Consider the following 19,031-nt stretch of genomic DNA (forward strand, 5'->3'; position numbering starts at 1 on the left):
TCGCACGACGCCTTGCCGTACGTTGTCAAACTCCCAGATCACGCAACACCTGCGGCAGCGTCTCGGGCAGATCTTCGGCAATAAGCCCCGGCCCGAAAGACCGCGCGCACTCCACGTGAAGCCAAGCCGCGGTCTCTGCGGCGTGGAGCGGGGCCATGCCCCGCGCCAGAAGCCCGGTTATGAAACCCGCCAGCACATCCCCCGATCCGGCGGTCGCCAGCCACGGTGCGGCACGCGCGCCATTGGCGGCGTTTATGGAACATGTCCCATCCGGGGCGGCAATGACGGTTTCGGCCCCCTTGAAAAGCACGACGCAGCCTGCGCGACGCGCCGCCTCGCGCGTGGCGTCGACCTTGGAAAAGGCCGGGCCTTTGGTCGGCGTGGCGCTCAGCGTTTCGGCCAGGTCCGGAAAAAGCCGTGCGAATTCTCCGCCATGCGGGGTCAGAATGCAGCGCTTGTGCAGCATCTCGAAAAAGGTATCGCGATCCGACTCGAATGCGGTCAGCGCATCGGCATCCAGAACCACCGACCGGGTCGGATGGGCAGATTGTCCAATCGCTCCAAGTGCCACGGGCACGAGGTCCCTTGCCCGGTCAAGGCCCAACCCGGGCCCGAGGCAGACTGCGTTCATCCGCTCATCCGCAAGAATTCTGTCCAGGTCCGGCCCATCCCCGACCCGCATCAGCATGAGCGCCGTGATCTGGCTCGCCACTTCCTGCTGCGCCGATCCCGGAACACCCAACGTGACCAGCCCCGCCCCGATCCGCAGCGCTCCCCGGGCCGCCAGCCGCGCCGCGCCGGTCTTTCCCGCGCCGCCCGTCAGGATAAGGGCATGACCGTGGTCGTATTTGTGCCGCCCCGCGCCCATGCGCTTATCTAGATGAGAGCCCGGCCAGACCCGCCGGGAGACGCCTTTGGGGGGGTCGAAATCCAAAGCCATAACCCGGTCCGATGCGCGCGGCGCAATCAGATGCGCGGGATGCATGTCCTCCGCCCCAAGACCGATATCGACGACGGAAACCTTTCCGCAGGCGTCGCTGAGAACATGTCCGACCTTCTTGCGATGAAAGGTCACGGTCAGATCCGTGCGCAACAACCGCTTGGACGCGTCCGCCTGCCACCACTGTCGTTGCGCGTCGATGTCGTCCTCCGAAACGTCCTCGGGTCGGGATGGCAGCAGGAATTTCCCAGTGTCGCAATCAAGACCCGACGGACAATCCACCGCGACGCGTCGATAGGGCACCAGCCACGGATGCGTGTCACCCACGTCTCGTGCCTCCACCGCATGATGCGCCAGCGCAAGGTCGAGTGGAATGGCGCGCGACAGCCCGGTGCCGAACATGGCATCAACAAGCAATGAGGGCCTGGGCCCCTGCCCGACCGCCTCTACGGTGAGCGTTTGGATCTCACCCATCTTGGTCCAGACGTCATGGTTTTTCCGCGCATCCTGCGACAACCCATCGGGCGTGCCAAAGAAGAAAACCTCAACGGTCCAGCCCCTGTCACGCAAGCGCCGGGCCACGACAAATCCATCGCCGCCGTTGTTGCCGGGACCACAGAGCACGACCGCGTGACGCGCCCCTTCGCCCAGATCCGGCCAGTGCGCAACGACGGCGTCGACCACGCCGCGCCCGGCCCGCTCCATCAGCTGCAGGCCGCTGGCCTTGCCCGAGTCTATCGCGGCCAATTCAGCGGCCCGCATCTGCGCAGCTGTCAGCAGTTCCGTCATGTCCCTCTCGTCAAGATTCAATTCCGCATAAAAAATATGCAAATAGCATAAATTTACGGCAATTATTTCCGGCAGCCGTGTCGACACGGGTCCGACAACCCTATCCGATTGTGCACCCCAAAGAGAAGTGGTCTGCAATCCCGGGCAGACAGTCGAAGGAGGCGACCGCATGAAAAAGATCGAAGCGATCATCAAGCCGTTCAAACTCGATGAAGTGAAAGAAGCACTTCAGGAAGTGGGCGTGCAGGGCCTCTCGGTTCTCGAGGTCAAGGGCTTCGGCCGCCAAAAAGGCCACACGGAACTCTATCGTGGCGCAGAATACGTGGTCGACTTCCTGCCGAAGGTGAAAATCGACGTCGTGCTTGATGACGATCAGGTCGATGCCGCGGTCGAGGCGATCATCGAGGCAGCCAAGACAGACAAGATCGGGGACGGCAAGATTTTCGTCAGCCCCGTGGAACAGGCCATCCGCATCCGCACCGGCGAATCCGGCTCGGAAGCGCTTTAAGCAACCAAGCACCGCTCCCCGGCCAGAGCGACCATCCACTACACCAACAAACGAAGGGATCAAGGATATGAGCGCAAGCGATCTGCTCAAGATGATCAAGGACGAGGACGTCGAATATGTCGACATCCGCTTCACAGACCCGCGTGGCAAGCTGCAGCACGTGACGGTCATCGCCGACGAGGTCGACGAAGACTTTCTCGACGAAGGCTTTATGTTCGACGGCTCCTCCATCGCCGGCTGGAAGTCGATCGAAGCCTCGGACATGAAACTCATGCCCGATACCGACAGCGCGTATATTGACCCCTTCTATGCCGAAAAGACCGTCTGCGTGCATTGCTCGGTCGTGGAACCCGACACGGGCGAGCCCTATGAGCGCGACCCGCGCGGCACCGCCGAGAAGGCCGAGGCTTATCTTAAGTCCTCCGGCATCGGCGACAGTGCTTTCTTCGGCCCCGAAGCGGAATTCTTCCTCTTTGATGACGTGCGTTTCTCGAACACGATCAACAAGGTGTCTTACGAAGTCGACGCGCTTGACGCGTCCTGGAACACCGATACCGAGTACGAGATGGGCAATATGGGCCATCGTCCGGGCGTCAAGGGTGGCTATTTCCCCGTCAACCCCACCGACGACGCGCAAGACATCCGCTCCGAAATGCTGTCGACCATGAAGCGTCTCGGCATGAAGGTCGACAAGCACCACCACGAGGTGGCGTCGTGTCAGCACGAGCTTGGTCTCATCTTCGGTACGCTGACAAAGCAGGCCGACGAGCTTCAGAAATACAAGTATGTCATTCACAACGTCGCCGCCGCCTATGGCAAGACGGCCACGTTCATGCCCAAGCCCATCGCCGGCGACAACGGCACTGGCATGCACTGTAACATGTCGATCTGGAAAGATGGCAAGCCGCTCTTTGCCGGCGACAAGTACGCCGACCTGAGCCAGGAAGCGCTCTACTTTATCGGCGGCATCCTGAAGCACGCCAAGGCGCTGAACGCTTTCACCAACCCGTCGACCAACTCTTACAAGCGTCTGATCCCGGGCTTCGAAGCCCCGGTTCTGCGCGCCTACTCCGCTCGTAACCGCTCGGGCTGCGTGCGCATTCCGTGGACCGAATCGCCCAAGGCCAAGCGTGTCGAGGCCCGCTTCCCCGACCCGTCAGCGAACCCCTACCTGTGCTTCGCCGCTCTGCTCATGGCCGGTCTCGACGGCATCGCCAACAAGATCGACCCGGGCGAGGCGATGGACAAGAACCTCTACGACCTGCCCGCCGAAGAGCTCGAAGGCATCCCGACCGTTTGCGGCAGCCTGCGCGAGGCCATCACCGAACTACAGGCAGATCACGAGTTCCTGCTTGCGGGTGATGTCTTTACCAAGGACCAGATCGACGGTTATATCGACCTCAAGATGGAAGAGATCGAGATGTACGAACACACGCCGCACCCGGTCGAATTCCAGCTCTACTACAGCTGCTAAAAGACAGCATTTGGACAGTGAAGTATGGGAAGGGCGCCTCAGGGCGCCCTTTTCAATCTGTCCTGAATCTAGGAACTGTGTCTCTTCGCGCAACAATACTGCTTCGAAATAGTCGATTGCCCCATTAGTTCCTTAATCGAAACAAATTGGTTTCCCTTTTCCGCGAATAACTGGAGCGGATAATGGACGGGGTAAAAAGATGGCTTCGCATCTCGAAGACTACAGATTGGCAGCGGGCTTAATGTTTCAAGACCGCAAGAACATTAGCATAGAAACAGCGTTGCAACGCGTCAGCGAAACGCTGCGTGATCTACGTGTAGAAATCACCGCCACATCCTCGTCGTCTTCCGCACAGGCCATTGTCCAAACCGATGGCCATCTCGTTCATCTGGCCCTTCTCGCCGATGTAACGCTGACCTCGCAGAAGTTCTACGCCGACAAAATCCTTCACGTGTGTGTTGAGACGCGCGCGGACGAATCGGCTGAGCTTCCGTCGGAGGTTCTACTGCTGGAAATGACGACGCGCCTTTATTCTTCATTTGGTCCGGACCACGTGATGTGGCTCGATGCCTCGGCGATCCTGAGCAGCGAGGAATTCGCGGAGCTGACCGGCGAGACGCAAACCTCGGAAGAGACCGTGGAACAGCCACTTGTCCCCAAGGCGAAAACATTGCCCGGAATCGAGGACACGCACACGCATCTTCAAGCCAAGTTCCTGTCCGAAGCCGAGGCGGCGCAAGCGGCCTGGCTCGATACGCTGTACTGGCAAGACCAAGAAATCATATCGGAAGTCCTGATTGAGGCACCCGAGAATATCGAACCAGAAATCGAGGATATCCGGGATTCCAACAACAGCTTCCGGATGTCGGCATGGCTCTTGTCGATCGCCGTGTCGATCTTCGCGCTACCCGTGGGCGCGGCGCTGATCGTCATAAACCTATTGAAGGGTGAGAACCTCCGCCTGGTGTCTCATTGCGCCGCACTCGTCGGGCTTTTCTCGGCGCTCAACGTCAGTGGCGCACACGCCGACACAGTAGAGTTTATCGGGCGCCTGCTCGTATAGCGGGTAACGACTTGGCGGGTTGGGCAGACGTTTTAGTCTTGTCGGACGGGAATCCTCGGCTAGAGTTTGAGAAGTTCCCCGGTCTGACGGAGTTTTCAATGACTTTTCCAAGATTCGTTAAAGTGGTTTTCCTCGCCGCCGGTTTGCTGGGCGCGCCGGCTGTCCACGCCCAATCTTGCGGGAACACCGCGAACGGCTTCGACAACTGGAAGGCGCAGTTCGCACAGGTTGCGCAACGTGCCGGCGTGGGCCAGCGTGGCCTGCAGGCCCTCGCGCAGGCGCGGTACGCGTCCGACACGATTGCCGCCGACCGCAACCAGAAAAGCTTCAGGTACTCGCTGGACAAGTTCATGCAGGTGCGCGGCGCGAACACGATCGTTGCACAGGGCCGCCAGCGCAAGGCGCAGAACGCCGCCTTTTACGCCGCCTTGGAACGGCAATACGGTGTCCCTGCGGGCGTCCTGATCGCCATTCACGGCATGGAAACCGGGTTCGGCAGGTTCATGGGCAATTCGCAGGTGGTATCGGCCATCGTCACGCTCACATATGACTGCCGTCGCTCCGATTTCTTCCGCCCGCACGCCATCGGCGCTTTAAGGCTGGTGGATCGCGGGTCGATCTCGGCCTCGACCCGGGGCGCCAAGCATGGCGAACTGGGGCATACTCAGTTCCTTCCGGGCAATGCGCTGCAATACGGGGTTGATGGAAACGGTGACGGTCGGGTGGATTTCTACAATATCACCGACGCCATGGCCTCGACCGCGAACTTCCTGCGCCAGAAAGGCTGGCGTCCGGGACAGGGCTATCAACCCGGCCAACCAAACTTCCCCGCAATCCAGGCCTGGAACGCCGCTGGGGTCTACCAAAAGGCGATCGCGATCATGGCTGCGCGAATTGACGGCTAGAATTAACGATTTAGCCCACGAAAGCAGGGCAGGTTATCCGCAATCCTGATCTTAGGACCGAGATACACGAAGACGCCAGATTGTGTTCGCCAGTCTGCCCCAATTGTCTGGTTATCTCATCCTCGGATTAGTTCACGTGAGTTACCTCGACATGTACAGTACCCCCCAGGGTTCCATAGCCGCACTCGGATACCGCGACCTGGACGAAGCCCGGTTTCCCGGGATTGTGCGCGATATCGATGCCGCGCTGCAGATGACGGATGCCCAACCACGCAACATCACGTGGGATAGCGACTACATTGCCATGATCGACCGCGAGGAGACCCGCATCGCGCTCGGGTTTCTGCCGGCCATGCCAAAAACTGGCTGCAGCTATCTGGTTCTGGCCGTAGGCACGCTCGATGACGCCGAGGATATGCTCGGCGCCGTGCCGACGATCCACCTTGCCGACAGATTGCTGCTGCGCATCAAGGACGATCTGCCCTACGATACGATCATGCGCGGCGAAACCCCGCAAGAGGTCGACTCGGAACTGATCTGGTCACTTTTCGAGATGCTGGTTCAGACCCCCGCCCCCGCTGGCGCCGCAAATTCGAAGCCTCGCCCCAACCGCGCGCGCGCGGCACCCGACGACAGCTACGAGGATTTCGAGATCATCGACAGCCACGAAGTGAGTAAAACCGAAGGTTGGCTGGCCGCCCGCCTCGCCCGACGGGCCAAGCCGACGCGGCCGCTGCGCCTCGCGGTGCATGTCACCGGGCTTACGGTCATGCTGACCTCCGCGCCGCTTGGCGCCTTCATGTTCACCTATTCCATGCTCCGCGACGTCGCAGGCTCCGACACCTAGTCCGCGGCCCGCACCACGAACGTGTGAATCGAAAAAACGCAGGCTCGTGTTTGCGGCAGGCGAAGCACGCATTGCCGCTCGCTTCGGAAATAGGGATGTCGCACCGTCGCGCCGTCCTCCGAAATGGCCCCCTCCTTGCGCCACGGCTGATGCAGATCGGGCTGCGCATAGTGCAGCGCGTTGAACCGCCAGAGCGGTCGCTCCACCTGCACCCCGTCGAAAAGCCGCTGCACACGCCGGGCCAGACCGTCGTCGTATTCGGGCACCGGCGCGTGGATCTCCACAAGCGGCCGCCCAATCTTGTCTGACAACCGCCAGCTGGCCGGAAAACACAGCACAGCGGCGGTCAGCACATGAACATCGCCCTGCCTTTCCATCAGGCAAAGGTCTTCCTGCACCAGATACCCCAGCGTGCCCATCGGATCGCGTTGATCGATTTCGACCTCGATACCGTCAGGCCGGCGCACACTGTCAGCGCCGATCTCATAGCCCGGATCATACTCTTGCAACCAATCGAGCACGAAAGACAAAAGCTCGTCCGCCGCCACCCGCCCCGCGTCGGTCACCGCCAGCACCGCCTCGCGCCGCTCCGACAAAAGCTGCCCGCGCAGGGCCATCTGTTCGGCAAAGGCATCATCGCGCATCAACCAGTCCTCGCGCGCCATCGGCCTGACGCCCGGCAAGGCGCGGGACCGGGTGTCATAGGGTACGCTAGCCTGGAGGATCTCGGTCATGCCCGAACTCTACGTGTCACGGCGCGAAAGAAAAGGGCGGCGCCACCCGGCACCGCCCTCTGCCTGTATGAAGCCCGTTGGCCGGGCTTTCCTGCTTAGACTTTGGTCGACCCGAAGCCACGGAACGCCGCGCGCATTTCTGGCGTCAGAAAGCCCTTGCCGGTCGCAATCTGCGGTAGTTCAAACGCCCCACCCCAATTGAACTCTATCTCGACAGGGCCTTCTTCGGTGATGGCGATGTCCTGCGTCTGGTATTTGACCGGATAGTGCAGCGCGGCAACGCGCGCATTCAGGTCGCGCACCTTGTCCCAATGCGGCAGATGCTTGCCAAGAATTTCTTTGCCCGTCTCGGGATGCACATCGTGGCGCACAAGATCGGGCCCCTCGCGGCCCACACAGGTCCGGATCTCGCCGGTCTCTACATCCAGCGCGCAGACCAAGTTGCCGGTACGCCAGAAATTGTCGGCTTCGTTCTGCGCCGACGGCAGCTTGAGGATCGCATGCGGCGTCCAGAGCCCGTCCTCCCGCCACAGGTTGACCATGCGGACCGTGGCCGTGGTCGGCGTGAATTGCCTTAGGAAAGAATGGTTTTCGACGATCCGCTGGATCAGGAACACGTGACTGCCGATATATTCCTCGAAGAACGCGGCATAGCTGATCGGATCCTTGCCGCGCATGTGGATATGGCTGTCGTCGGCGGCAGTGATGATATTGGCGCCAAGGCTCCACCGACCGTTATTGTATTTGCAGAACAGCGGCATGTCCTGCGCCGTTAAAAACGCGCGCACCGCCTCTGGCGTCGCAAGCGTCTCAGCCCCGTGATAGGCGCGCGGGCCCTGATCGATCACGGCGATCGTGTCGGGCTGCGGCGTGCCGTCGGCGGCCAGGAACATGGCGCTCAGCCATTTGTCACCCGCCGCCTCGAACCAGCCGTAATCGTTGAATTCGTAGACGATCTTTCCATGCATCCCGCCCGAGATGAAGGCGGCCTTTTCCTCAGCGGTATACTTCTCCCGGTCGTAAAATTCGTACATCACGTATTCCGCCGGCTTCAGTTTCGCCTTGGACCGCGCGCATTTCATCATCTCGCGACCGACCGACAGCGCCCCGCGCCCGCTTTTCTTCGCCGCATGCGCGATAAGATCGGCCGCGGAAAAACTGTCTTTCGCGTTGAACGCCTGCGTTTCGCGCTCGATGATCGTGTCTTTATTGACGGCTGCCTCGCCCATGTCTCGCCCCTTTGCTAGGCCCTTGATCATTGTTCCTTGTGGCGAAACAATTGGGCTAAAAAATGGCGCTTTATCGCGGATTTTAGGAAAGAGGTCAGTTCAGACGCGTGGCCACGTAATGCGATGGCGGCGCAGTCTTCGAACGGTGCGAGGTCACGCGCCGGTACTGGCTGACCATGCGGTAATTCTTGCGCGGCCCCCGCACTTCCCAGGTGCTGGACCAATCAGGCCAGCGGCGAAAGTCATACCGGACCTCGTAAAGATCGGGGTCGCACCAATGGCGGTCCTGCGGATCCTCTGGATCGATAAAGTGAAATGGCCGCCCGTCCTCGAACAGAACCTCGATCACGCCCCCCGGCAGGCTGCGCCAGATATATCGCCGCTCGGCGTTGACCGGCGCCTGCCCGCCCACGCGCAAAAGCCCCGCCTCGCTATAGCTCATTCCGGTTTCGTTCGGCCGCAGGATCGCGCTGCCGCGCAACTCGGCGTTCGGCGCGCCCGCTTGTTCGATCCGGCGGGTAAGCTCCCAGAGCCCTTCGAAATCCCCCAAACCGCCGAACATGGCGCGCGCTCCTGCCTTGCTGATACCTTTCCATCGGTCTAAACCGCGCCCAACCACTTTTGCAATTCAAAGGTCGCAATCTCATGATCCCGCGCTATTCCCGCCCCGAGATGGTCAGCATCTGGGAACCCGCCACGAAGTTCCGCATCTGGTACGAGATCGAGGCCCATGCCTGCGACGCGATGGCCGATCTGGGCGTCATTCCTCGCGCCAACGCCGAGGCCGTATGGAAAGCCAAAGATGTCGAGTTCGACGTGGGCCGCATCGACGAGATCGAAGCTGTGACCAAGCATGACGTGATCGCCTTTCTCACGCACCTGGCCGAACATGTCGGCAGCGACGAGGCGCGGTTTGTGCATCAGGGCATGACCAGTTCAGACGTTCTCGACACGTGCTTCAACATCCAGTTGGCCCGCGCCGCCGACATTCTGATCGCGGATATGGACGCGCTTCTGGCCGCGTTGAAACGCCGGGCGATGGAACACAAGATGACCGTACGCATCGGGCGTTCGCACGGCATCCACGCGGAACCGACGACCATGGGTCTGACCTTTGCCCGCTTCTATGCCGAAATGGACCGCAACCGCCGCCGTCTCGTGACGGCGCGCGAGGAGATCGCCACTGGCGCAATCTCCGGCGCGGTGGGGACCTTCGCAAATATCGATCCTCGGGTCGAAGAGCATGTCTGCGCCAAGCTCGGTCTGACGCCCGAGCCGATTTCGACACAGGTGATCCCGCGCGACCGACACGCAGCCTTCTTTGCAGCCCTTGGCATAGTGGCCAGCTCGATCGAGAACATCGCGACGGAAGTGCGTCACATGCAGCGCACGGAGGTTCTGGAGGGCGAAGAATTTTTCTCGAAGGGTCAAAAGGGTTCGTCGGCCATGCCGCACAAGCGCAACCCGGTTCTGACCGAGAACCTGACCGGCCTCGCGCGTCTGATCCGGTCGATGGTTATCCCCGCGATGGAAAACGTGGCCCTCTGGCACGAGCGCGATATTTCGCATTCCTCCGTCGAACGAAACATCGGCCCCGACGCCACCGTGACCTTGGATTTCGCGCTCGCTCGACTGACGCAGGTTGTGGACAAAATGGTCATTTACCCCGAAAACATGGAGTCCAATTTGTACAAATTCCGGGGATTGGTGATGTCTCAGCGTGTTTTGCTGGCTCTGACTCAGGCGGGTGTGAGCCGGGAGGATGCCTATCGGTTGGTGCAGCGCAATGCGATGAAAGTCTGGGAAGAAGGCCGTGATTTCAAAACCGAGCTTCTGGGTGATGAAGAAGTAGTCAAGGCGCTAGGCACCGAGAAAATAGAGGAAAAATTCGACCTCGGTTACCATACGAAGCATGTGGACACGATTTTCGAGCGGGTTTTCGGCGAAACCTGAACCTTCCCTTTTGAGAATACAGACCTGCGTGATACACTTTTACATATAACGCACCCGGAAGAGGTAAGACCATGAAATCAAAGGTAATCGTGACATCCGTCGCCCTGACACTGGCCTCCTCGCTTTCGGCTTTCGCAGCCTGCAGCGGACATTCGCAGCAGGCCATGACCTGCGCCGAGGGAACGAGTTGGGACTCCGAAAGCCGCAGCTGCGTGCCGACCACCAGCTAACACTCCGAAACAACTTGCGAATTTGCCGGCACGAAAAACCACAGTTTTTCGTGCCGTTTCAATTTTAGACTTCAGTCTTTCTTCACCCCTGCAGGGCTACGGTCGCTCCAACTGCCATCCGGGGTTCGGAATGACATCCAAGACCATCGCGCGCCTTGCACCGCCCCAAGCCGCCAAGACGCCGCTTTCGCGCCGGCAGAAAGCGGCCATCGTGGTGCGATTCCTGCTCAACGAAGGCGCTGACCTGCAGCTTTCCGACCTGCCGGAAGACCTCCAGAGCAGTCTGACCAAGCAAATGGGCTCCATGCGCTACGTCGACCGCGACACTCTGCGCGACGTCGTCGCCGAATTCGCCGCCGAACTGGAATCCATGGGCCTGACCTTTCCGCGCGGCGTCGCGGGCGCATTATCGGCGCTTGACGGGCGCATAAGCCCGCAAACCGCGCAACGCTTGCGCAAAGAAGCCGGCGTACGTCAGTTCGGTGACCCCTGGGAACAGGTTCGGTTGGCCCCCGCCGACGCCCTGCTCGAAATGCTTGCGGGGGAAAGCACGGAGGTGGCCGCCGTCCTTTTGTCCAAGCTTGATGTCGCACGCGCCGCCGATCTGTTGGGCCGCCTGCCCGGAGAAGCCGCGCGTCGCATCACCTTCGCCATGTCCCAGACAGCAGCGGTTACGCCCGACGCCGTCGACCGGATCGGTCTGTCACTGGCAGCGCAATTACATGAAGTCCCCGATATAGCCTTTCGGGATGGGCCGGAGAAACGGGTGGGCGCCATCCTGAATTACTCTCCCGCGGCAAAGCGCGACGAGGTTCTGACCGGTCTTGACGCCGAAGACGAAGCTTTCGCCGCGCGCGTCCGACGCGCGATCTTCACTTTTTCAAATATCCCGGAACGAGTATCAGACCTCGACGTACCGACGATCACCCGGGAAATCGAACAGGCGACTCTCGTCACGGCGCTGTCCGCAGCCGCAGGCGAGCAGGACACCCAGGTAGCCGCAGAGTTCATCCTGTCCAACATGTCCCGCCGCATGAGTGATGCGCTGCGAGAAGAAATGGCCGAACGCGATGCACCGAAGAAAAAAGATGGCGAGGCCGCCATGACCGAGGTCGTCAACACGATCCGGCGGCTGGAGGCGAACGGGGGCATCACGCTTTTGCTGCCCGAAGACGAAGATGCGGCGTAAACGTGAAGACATTGCTCGGCTTTGGCCTAGATGCGGGTCCGCATCTTTCTCACGGCGGCCAGCCAGAATTCAATTTCGGGGGAAAAGAAAACACTTGTCGCGGCGGATCATCAACCACATGGGCGTGCCACGCTTGGGCAGAAAGACGGCCGGAACGGTGGCTTTGAAAATCGAGCCGTCATAATCCATGCGGAATTCCACGAGGCTCTCTGACCCCATGAAACGTGCCCGCTGCACAACTCCGCGCGCGGCCGTACCGTCGCTGATCGTCGGAGATGGCCCCTTGCCGTTGCGATCGAAGTCAAGCTTGATGTGCTGAGGACGAATGACGATTTCCATTTCCTGGCCGTCCGGCATACCCGGCGAAAGGAATTGACCGAAAGGCGTCTGCACGAGTGCCCCCCGCGCCTGTCCGCGCACCACGTTCACGTCAGAAAAGAAGGCCACGGCATCGCGGTCCGCGGGTGCGTTATAGATATTGTAGGGCGCGCCCTGCTGCACAATGCGCCCGTCGCGCATCAGGGCGATGTCATCGGCCATGCGCATCGCTTCTTCCGGCTCGTGCGTCACAAGAAGCACGCCGGTGTCTTCCTCGCGCAGGATCTCCAGTGTTTCGTCACGGATACCGTCCCTCAAACGATTGTCGAGCCCGGAAAACGGTTCATCCATCAGCATGATACGAGGTCTGGGCGCTAGAGCCCTTGCAAGCGCCACGCGCTGTTGCTCTCCGCCTGAAAGCTCATGCGGGAAATTCTGGTCATACCCAGAGAGCCCGACGCGCTCGAGCAGCTCGCCCACCCGCGAGGCCTTGGCAGATGCATCCCCTGCGAGACCAAAGGCCACATTTTCGCCGACCCGCAGATGCGGAAACAGGGCGAAATCCTGAAACATCAAACCGATATGGCGCCGCTCCGGCGGCACTCGGTAGACCGTATCGCAAATCAATTCGCCATCGACGAAGATCGTGCCCTCATCCTGCATTTCGACGCCCGCGATCATCCTAAGCGTGGTCGACTTGCCGCAACCCGATGGACCAAGAAGGCAGGTCACCTGTCCCGGCTGGACCTTGAGGGAAACGTGATCCACGACCGTTCGCCCGTCATACCGGCGGACAAGCTCTCGCGCTTCAAGACGCGGCGGCGGCGCCTGTAGGGTCATTTCGTCGATACGGGTCTGGGTCAACTCCGGAGCCTTGTAGTTTCCCGATCTTTTTCATCGGGTTTTCCAAGCGCAAATAACAATCCCAACGTCCACGTGCAAGCGCCAGCCACCTAAGCCTGATCCACGCCTTGGTAAGATGAGGAAAGGACAGATCGCCGATTTGACTTACAATGCCGCCCGGCCCGTGCCGGATTAGTCTCGCGCCTTTTCAATGGCGGGGCGAATCTGCCCATCCATGACGCGTTGCGTGATCGGTCCTGCAAAGCGCAGCACGATGGTGCCATCCGCGTCGATCACATAGGTCTCAGGCACACCGTAAAGACCCCAGTCGAGCGCCATCCGGCCCTGCGCATCCGCGCCAATCGCAGCGTAGGGGTCACCCAGTTCTTCGAGGAATTTCAAAGCATTTGCCGGCTTATCTTTGTAGTTCACGCCGTAGATCGGAATACCTTCTGCAGCCAGTGTTTCGAGGTGCGGGTGTTCCACCCGGCACGGCGCACACCAGCTGGCCCAGAAGTTTACAAGTTTCACGCCACCGCTCCGCAGGTCGCTGTCGGCAAACCCGGCCTTGCCGTCAAGTGCCGTCACTTGAACCGCCGGCGCCGGGCGCCCTTCGAGAGCCGATGGCAGCTCGTCGGGGTTGTCGCGCATCATGCCCACATAGAACACGCCCGCCAGCAGGGCGAAGAGCACCGGCGGCGCGATCATGAGAGGCGACAGCCTAGCCATTCTTTTTCTGCCTTTTTTCAATATCTTGCAGGGCTTTCTTGATGCGCATCGAACGCCGCCAGCTTAGCCCGACCAGAATTAGAAGAAGAACGAGGGACACGGCGTAGGACGAAAGAACCGCCTCGGCATATTTTCCAAGATCCGGCATCAGTCCTTCATCCTGTCACGCACTATCAGCGCCCGCATGCGCCGGGCGCGGATTTCAGTTTGAGTGCGCAGGAAGACCAGCGCGATAAAGAGGAAGACGAAGCCCGCGATGCTGAACAGCAACGGGTGATAGAACACGTCGGCCACGTTTTCTTCCTTGTCGAGGCTCAGGGATGCGCCCTGATGCAGGCCCTGGTTCCAGAAATTCACGGCGTATCGGCTCAGTAGCGCGAAGACGGAGCCGACAAGACACAGGATCGAGGTCAGGTCCGCGGCAGTGTCGTCATCTTCGATCGCCTCCCACAGCGCGATATAGCCAAGATAGAACAGAAACAGGATCAGAAACGAGGTCAGGCGCGGATCCCACGCCCACCATGTTCCCCACATCGGCTGACCCCAGATAGCGCCCGTCGCGAGCGCGATCAACGTCATCACGACGCCCACCGGTGCCGCGGCCCGAGCGGCCAGCGCGCTGACGTGGTGGCGCCGGACGATCCAGATCAGGGAGGCGACCAGCATCATCAGCCATGCGTTTATCGCCATCAAAGCGCTTGGCACGTGCAGATAGATGATCTTGACTGTCGAGCCCTGCCTGTAATCATCCGGAGTGAAGAAAAAGCCCCAGATGAGCCCGATCACAAGGCACACAACCGCCAGAACCGACACCCACGGCAGAAAGCGATCTGTCGTGTCGATGAATTTCTTGGGGTTGGCATAGACCCAAATCGAACTCACGCGCGTTCCTCCCGTTGTCTCAGCGCAGGTTGACCCTCAATACCGCAGCGGCGGCAAAAGGCAAAAGCGCGATGGTGCCGCAGGTGATCCCCGCCAGCATCAGCATCGGCGTCGTGGTATCCAGCCCATCGATCCCGCGACGCGCCATCTCGGCGCCGAAGATCAATGTGGGGACGTAAAGTGGCAAAACAAGCAGGCTGAGCAACAGCCCGCCCCGCCTTAGGCCAACGGTCAAGGCCGCCCCGAAGGCCCCGATCATCGACAGTGCGGGCGTCCCTAGTAATAGCGATATCACGACCGGCAGATAACCGTCTGCTGGAAGGCTCAGAAGGACGCCAAGCAGCGGGGCCGCCAGCACCAGAGGCAACCCGGTGGTCAACCAATGCGCCAGTGCCTTGATTACCGCGACCGCCTCCATAGGCACCGGCGCGGTCGCCAGCAGGTCCAGGCTGCCATCTTCGAAATCGAGTGCGAAGATCCTGTCGAGCGACAGAAGACAAGCCAGAAGCGCGCCGATCCAAAGAATCCCCACCGCGATCCGCGCCAGAAGATCGGTCTGGGGCCCGACCCCGAATGGCACAAGGACCACGACGATCAGAAAAAACGCCAGACCGAGGCCAAACCCACCCCCTGCCCGCGTGGCGAGCCGGATATCGCGCATCAACAGCGCAATCACAGGAACGCCTCGTCGAATTCATCGATCCCGGGGGTCTTGGCGCGGAATGGTGCCACGTCAAGCACGCGCGCCTCGTTAAGACCGAGGTCGATATGCGTCGCCATCAGTGCCGCCCCGCCCTCGGCAAGATGGTCCCGGACAACACGCGCGAACATCGAGACCGCATGGGTGTCAAGCGACACGGTCGGCTCGTCCAGTATCCAGACGGGCCGGCCCGTCACCAGCAGGCGCGACAACCCCAATCGCCGTTTCTGACCAGCCGAGAGCATACCGGCAGGACGATCGGCGAGCGCGGTCAGTTCGTAAGCGTCAAGCGCCGCTGAAATATCCGATGTTCCGAAAACCTGCGCCCAAAAGCTCAGGTTTTCACGGACGGTAAGCATCGATTTAATGCCGTCCGCATGCCCGGCGTAGACCAATGCGTCAGGCTCGCTTTCGATCCTGCCCGCCAATGGCGGCTGCAGCCCGGCCAGCGTGCGCAGAAGGGTTGTCTTACCCGCACCATTGGGCCCGCGTAGGATCAACGCCTCGCCGGAGGTAAGCGTGAAACTCACACCGTCAAGCACGCGCAGCCCGCCGCGTGCGACGCTCAGGTCATCCGCCCGCAGCATCAACCGGCCCTATTGCAAGACGAGGGACATTCACACACCCAAGAGCGCCGCGGCAACGCGCCGTCCTTCAGAAATCAGTACGTTGTAGGTGCGCGCGGCCGCAGGTGAATTCATCGCCTCGACCCCAATCCCGACGTCCTCGAGCCGGGCGCGGAACTCTGCCGGTACGTGTGCAGTTTCACTGCCCGTTCCGATGAAAAGAACGTCGATCTCTTCGGTCAGGGCCAAAAGCGTGTCGGTGTCATCGTAGCCGCCCCAAGCCGTCACGCCATTCGGACCGACGCAGACCGGTGCATCGATCACCTCGCCGCCGACACGAAAGAAGCCCGCGCCATATCCGTCGATGGGTTTCACATCGTTGAATGTCACCTCATTCAGACGCATGTCATCCTCCTAGGGTCGAACGTGTCAGGCATCCACATTGGCGAATTGCGTACCGGCATTTCCGTCTGTCTTGGTCCAGTCGCGCTTGACCCCGAGCCACAGCAGCACCGAACTCGCGACGAAGACCGAGGAATATGTGCCCACGATCACGCCCCAGATCATCGCAAAGACGAACCCGCGGATCACGTCGCCCCCGAGAACATAAAGTGCCAGCAAGGCCAGAAGCGTTGTCACCGAGGTCATCATCGTCCGGCTGAGGGTTTCATTGATCGAGATGTTGAGCACCTCGGACAGCGGCTTTTTCTTATATTTTCGAAGGTTTTCCCGCACTCGGTCGAAGACCACAACGGTGTCGTTGAGCGAGTAGCCCACGATGGTCAGAAGGGCCGCGATGATTGCCAGATCGAACTGGATCTGCAGTTCTGAAAAGATGCCAATGGTCAGAACCACGTCGTGCACGAGTGCCAGGACGGCACCGACCGCGAACTGCCACTCGAACCTCAGCCAGATATAGACAAGCACCGCTCCGATGGCGAGAAGCACCGCAATGATCGCCGTCTGAATCAACTCACCGGACACCTTGGGCCCGACGCTTTCGACCGCTGTGAACGAGATATCTGGCACGGCCGCCTTGAGCGCCGCCTCCACGCTGCGGATCACGTCGGCAGATACCGCCTCTTCACCCTCTTGAGCCTGGATGCGGATCATCGCGACATTCTCGTCTTCGGCGAAGGTCGGGTCAAAGACCTCGGCGATGGTGATATCGCCAAGCCCAAGCGGCGCGATGGCGTCGCGATATGTCCCGATCTCGATTTCCTGCGCACTCTGGGTTCGGATCGTCGTGCCGCCGCGGAAGTCGATGCCATAGTTTAGACCTTGCAGAAGGAAGGAAATCGCCGCGACGACGATCAGCAGACCAGACAGGCCAAGAGAGAATTTCCAGCGCTTGAAGAAGTCCCAGCTTGTAACTTGAGGAACAAGACGCAAGCCTTTGTTTTGCAGAACGGTTTTAGGACGCTTCCGCTCGAACCAGATGACCACGATGAGGCGCGTGACGAAAATCGCCGTGAAGACCGAGGTGATGATGCCGAGACCAAGGGTGATCGCGAAGCCGCGCACCGGTCCCGACCCCATGGTGTAAAGGATCAGCGCGGTGATAAAGGTCGTGATATTGGCGTCGGTGATCGCGCTCAGGGCTTTTTCATAGCCAAGCTCGATGGCGCGGGCCGGTCCTTTGGCGGTTTTCATCTCTTCGCGGATACGCTCGAACACGAGCACGTTGGCATCGACCGCCATGCCGATGGTAAGCACTATCCCGGCGATCCCCGGCAAGGTCAGCGTGGCCCCGATCATGCTTAGCAGGCCAAAAATGAGTCCGACGTTAATGATAAGCGCGATATTGGCGAAGAGTCCGAAAAGACCGTAGCTCGCCCACATGAAGGCCAGCACCAGCACGAAGGCCACGATGCAGGCGATCTGACCGGCGGCGATACTGTCGGCCCCCAATTCGGGTCCGATCGTGCGTTCCTCGACGAATTCCAACTCTGCCGGCAGGGCGCCGGCGCGCAGCAGAACGGCCAAGTTGGTGCTTTCCTCAACCGTGAAATTGCCGGTGATGATGCCGGTACCGCCGGGGATATGGCTCTGGATCACGGGCGCGCTGATGACCTCGTTATCCAGCACGATGGCAAAGGGATTGCCAATGTTATCAGCCGTGTAGTCACCGAACTTGCGGCCCCCGCCGGGATTGAAACGGAAAGAGACCGCAGGGCGGCCGTTCTGGTCGAAATCGGGTTGCGCGTCGACAAGCTCTTCGCCGGTGACGACGGGGGCACGTTCGAGGATATAGAACGTCCCTTCCTCATCCATGGACGGCAGGATTTCATTGCCAGGTCCGGGGTCCTCGGCGGCATTAGTGGTTCGGGTGACCACCGGTTGAAAGGTGAGCTGTGCGGTGGTGCCAATGATGTCCTTCAACTCGGCCGCGCTGCCGACGCCCGGCACCTGGATCAGGATACGGTCGCTGCCCTGTCGTTGAATGGTCGGCTCGCGCGTGCCCATTTCGTCGATGCGGCGTACGATGATCTCGCGGGCGGTGCGCACGGTCTGCTCGTCGCTGGCCAGTTTTTCGGCCTCGCTGAGCTGAACCACCACTTCGTCACCGTCGGTCGATACGTCTATGTCGTTGGATGCGGCGCCCGTGACACTAGATACGGGCCGCGCGAGGCCGCGGACGAGAGAGGCGGCGTAGGCGACCTCGTCGGGGTTCTCGACAAGGCGGATGCGCAATTCCGGCTGTGACGTGGGTTGCAGGCGGATCGGACCAACGCGGTCGCGTTCCTCGCGCAGCAGATCCCGGATCTCTGGCCACATCGACTCAATCCGCGACTGGTAGACGTCCTCGACCTGTACCTCTGCCAGAAGATGCGCCCCACCGCGCAGGTCGAGCCCGAGATTGACCAAACCGGACGGCAGCCAGTTCGGCCACCCGCCAAGCGCATCGGCCACCTCCGCCTCGGTCGCCTGATCCGCCTCGACGGCGGCGACGGCGTCGTTGTGCGTCTCGACCCGGTCGTAGAAGGCGTTGGGCATGGCCAGCATGAGGCCAATCGCCACAAGCCCCCAAACCACGATGCGTTTCCAGAGGTCGATTTGCAGCATGATTAAGCCTTTTCAAAAGGTTGCGCCACGACCCTCAGGTGACGCTAGAAGCAATGGCCGCGCGCG

Annotated in this window: 20 protein-coding genes; 8 read left to right on the plus strand and 12 right to left on the minus strand. The window is 60.6% G+C overall.

Going from position 1 to position 19,031, the window contains the following annotated elements; genetic code table 11:
* Window positions 1–25: 25 nt before the first annotated feature.
* Window positions 26–1,729, minus strand: coding sequence for an NAD(P)H-hydrate dehydratase (locus tag EZV60_RS14605; protein WP_135506347.1), 1,704 nt, complete (start codon window positions 1,727–1,729; stop codon window positions 26–28).
* Between the two features lie 169 nt (window positions 1,730–1,898).
* Between EZV60_RS14605 and EZV60_RS14610 the strand changes: the two genes are divergently transcribed.
* From EZV60_RS14610 to EZV60_RS14630, 5 genes are all read left to right on the plus strand, one after another.
* Complete coding sequence (locus EZV60_RS14610; protein WP_135506348.1) at window positions 1,899–2,237, plus strand: P-II family nitrogen regulator; 339 nt, start codon at window positions 1,899–1,901, stop codon at window positions 2,235–2,237.
* A gap of 67 nt (window positions 2,238–2,304) precedes the next feature.
* On the plus strand, window positions 2,305–3,711 hold the full coding sequence (gene glnA / locus EZV60_RS14615; RefSeq protein WP_135506349.1) for a type I glutamate--ammonia ligase: 1,407 nt from the start codon (window positions 2,305–2,307) through the stop codon (window positions 3,709–3,711).
* A gap of 199 nt (window positions 3,712–3,910) precedes the next feature.
* Window positions 3,911–4,774, plus strand: coding sequence for a hypothetical protein (locus EZV60_RS14620; protein WP_167853533.1), 864 nt, complete (start codon window positions 3,911–3,913; stop codon window positions 4,772–4,774).
* Window positions 4,775–4,872: 98 nt separating this feature from the next.
* Window positions 4,873–5,679: a lytic murein transglycosylase gene (locus EZV60_RS14625; RefSeq protein WP_135506351.1), complete on the plus strand. Its 807-nt coding sequence runs from the start codon at window positions 4,873–4,875 to the stop codon at window positions 5,677–5,679.
* A gap of 151 nt (window positions 5,680–5,830) precedes the next feature.
* Window positions 5,831–6,526 (plus strand): hypothetical protein, encoded by a 696-nt coding sequence (locus EZV60_RS14630; RefSeq protein WP_135506352.1) that lies wholly within the window; start codon window positions 5,831–5,833, stop codon window positions 6,524–6,526.
* On the opposite strand, the gene EZV60_RS14635 is transcribed toward EZV60_RS14630, so the two are convergent.
* The 3 genes from EZV60_RS14635 to EZV60_RS14645 form a co-directional block, all read right to left on the minus strand.
* Window positions 6,523–7,260: a heme-dependent oxidative N-demethylase family protein gene (locus EZV60_RS14635; protein ID WP_135506353.1), complete on the minus strand. Its 738-nt coding sequence runs from the start codon at window positions 7,258–7,260 to the stop codon at window positions 6,523–6,525. The two genes, EZV60_RS14630 and EZV60_RS14635, sit on opposite strands and share 4 nt — an antisense overlap.
* 95 nt (window positions 7,261–7,355) lie before the next feature.
* Window positions 7,356–8,489: a sugar-transfer associated ATP-grasp domain-containing protein gene (locus tag EZV60_RS14640; RefSeq protein WP_167853534.1), complete on the minus strand. Its 1,134-nt coding sequence runs from the start codon at window positions 8,487–8,489 to the stop codon at window positions 7,356–7,358.
* A gap of 94 nt (window positions 8,490–8,583) precedes the next feature.
* Window positions 8,584–9,051, minus strand: a complete 468-nt coding sequence (locus EZV60_RS14645; RefSeq protein ID WP_210115105.1) for a DUF6314 family protein — start codon at window positions 9,049–9,051, stop codon at window positions 8,584–8,586.
* Window positions 9,052–9,134: 83 nt separating this feature from the next.
* Here EZV60_RS14645 and purB point away from each other — a divergent pair, with 83 nt between their 5' ends.
* The 3 genes from purB (at window position 9,135) to EZV60_RS14660 (ending at window position 11,861) form a co-directional block, all read left to right on the plus strand.
* Complete coding sequence (gene purB / locus EZV60_RS14650; protein WP_135506355.1) at window positions 9,135–10,442, plus strand: adenylosuccinate lyase; 1,308 nt, start codon at window positions 9,135–9,137, stop codon at window positions 10,440–10,442.
* 71 nt (window positions 10,443–10,513) lie between these two features.
* A complete protein-coding gene (locus tag EZV60_RS14655) occupies window positions 10,514–10,672 on the plus strand; it encodes a carbohydrate-binding module family 14 protein (RefSeq protein WP_135506356.1) in 159 nt (52 codons plus the stop codon).
* A 130-nt stretch (window positions 10,673–10,802) separates the two neighbouring features.
* Window positions 10,803–11,861 (plus strand): flagellar motor switch protein FliG, encoded by a 1,059-nt coding sequence (locus EZV60_RS14660; RefSeq protein ID WP_135506357.1) that lies wholly within the window; start codon window positions 10,803–10,805, stop codon window positions 11,859–11,861.
* Between the two features lie 69 nt (window positions 11,862–11,930).
* Here EZV60_RS14660 and EZV60_RS14665 read toward each other — a convergent pair whose 3' ends face one another.
* The 8 genes from EZV60_RS14665 to secD all read right to left on the minus strand — a co-directional run bounded on the left by EZV60_RS14665 (window position 11,931) and on the right by secD (window position 18,965).
* The gene (locus EZV60_RS14665; RefSeq protein ID WP_135506486.1) at window positions 11,931–13,019 is read right to left on the minus strand and encodes an ABC transporter ATP-binding protein; all 1,089 of its coding nucleotides are present in this window, start codon (window positions 13,017–13,019) and stop codon (window positions 11,931–11,933) included.
* A gap of 195 nt (window positions 13,020–13,214) precedes the next feature.
* The gene (locus tag EZV60_RS14670) at window positions 13,215–13,751 is read right to left on the minus strand and encodes a DsbE family thiol:disulfide interchange protein (protein ID WP_135506358.1); all 537 of its coding nucleotides are present in this window, start codon (window positions 13,749–13,751) and stop codon (window positions 13,215–13,217) included.
* Complete coding sequence (gene ccmD, locus EZV60_RS14675) at window positions 13,744–13,902, minus strand: heme exporter protein CcmD (protein ID WP_135506359.1); 159 nt, start codon at window positions 13,900–13,902, stop codon at window positions 13,744–13,746. Before ccmD ends, EZV60_RS14670 begins: the two co-directional genes overlap by 8 nt.
* Complete coding sequence (locus EZV60_RS14680; RefSeq protein WP_135506360.1) at window positions 13,899–14,633, minus strand: heme ABC transporter permease; 735 nt, start codon at window positions 14,631–14,633, stop codon at window positions 13,899–13,901. Before EZV60_RS14680 ends, ccmD begins: the two co-directional genes overlap by 4 nt.
* 19 nt (window positions 14,634–14,652) lie before the next feature.
* A complete protein-coding gene (ccmB, locus tag EZV60_RS14685; RefSeq protein ID WP_135506361.1) occupies window positions 14,653–15,309 on the minus strand; it encodes a heme exporter protein CcmB in 657 nt (218 codons plus the stop codon).
* Window positions 15,306–15,923: a heme ABC exporter ATP-binding protein CcmA gene (ccmA, locus tag EZV60_RS14690; RefSeq protein ID WP_135506362.1), complete on the minus strand. Its 618-nt coding sequence runs from the start codon at window positions 15,921–15,923 to the stop codon at window positions 15,306–15,308. The genes ccmB and ccmA overlap by 4 nt, the downstream gene beginning before the upstream one ends.
* Before the next feature lie 27 nt (window positions 15,924–15,950).
* The gene (locus EZV60_RS14695) at window positions 15,951–16,304 is read right to left on the minus strand and encodes an Mth938-like domain-containing protein (protein WP_135506363.1); all 354 of its coding nucleotides are present in this window, start codon (window positions 16,302–16,304) and stop codon (window positions 15,951–15,953) included.
* 24 nt (window positions 16,305–16,328) lie between these two features.
* Window positions 16,329–18,965 carry a protein translocase subunit SecD gene (secD, locus tag EZV60_RS14700; RefSeq protein ID WP_135506364.1) on the minus strand — a complete coding sequence of 879 codons (2,637 nt, stop codon included), beginning with the start codon at window positions 18,963–18,965 and terminating at the stop codon, window positions 16,329–16,331.
* Window positions 18,966–19,031 lie beyond the last annotated feature (66 nt).

It is taken from the genome of Roseovarius aestuariivivens (assembly GCF_004761875.1).
GTDB lineage: Bacteria > Pseudomonadota > Alphaproteobacteria > Rhodobacterales > Rhodobacteraceae > Roseovarius > Roseovarius aestuariivivens.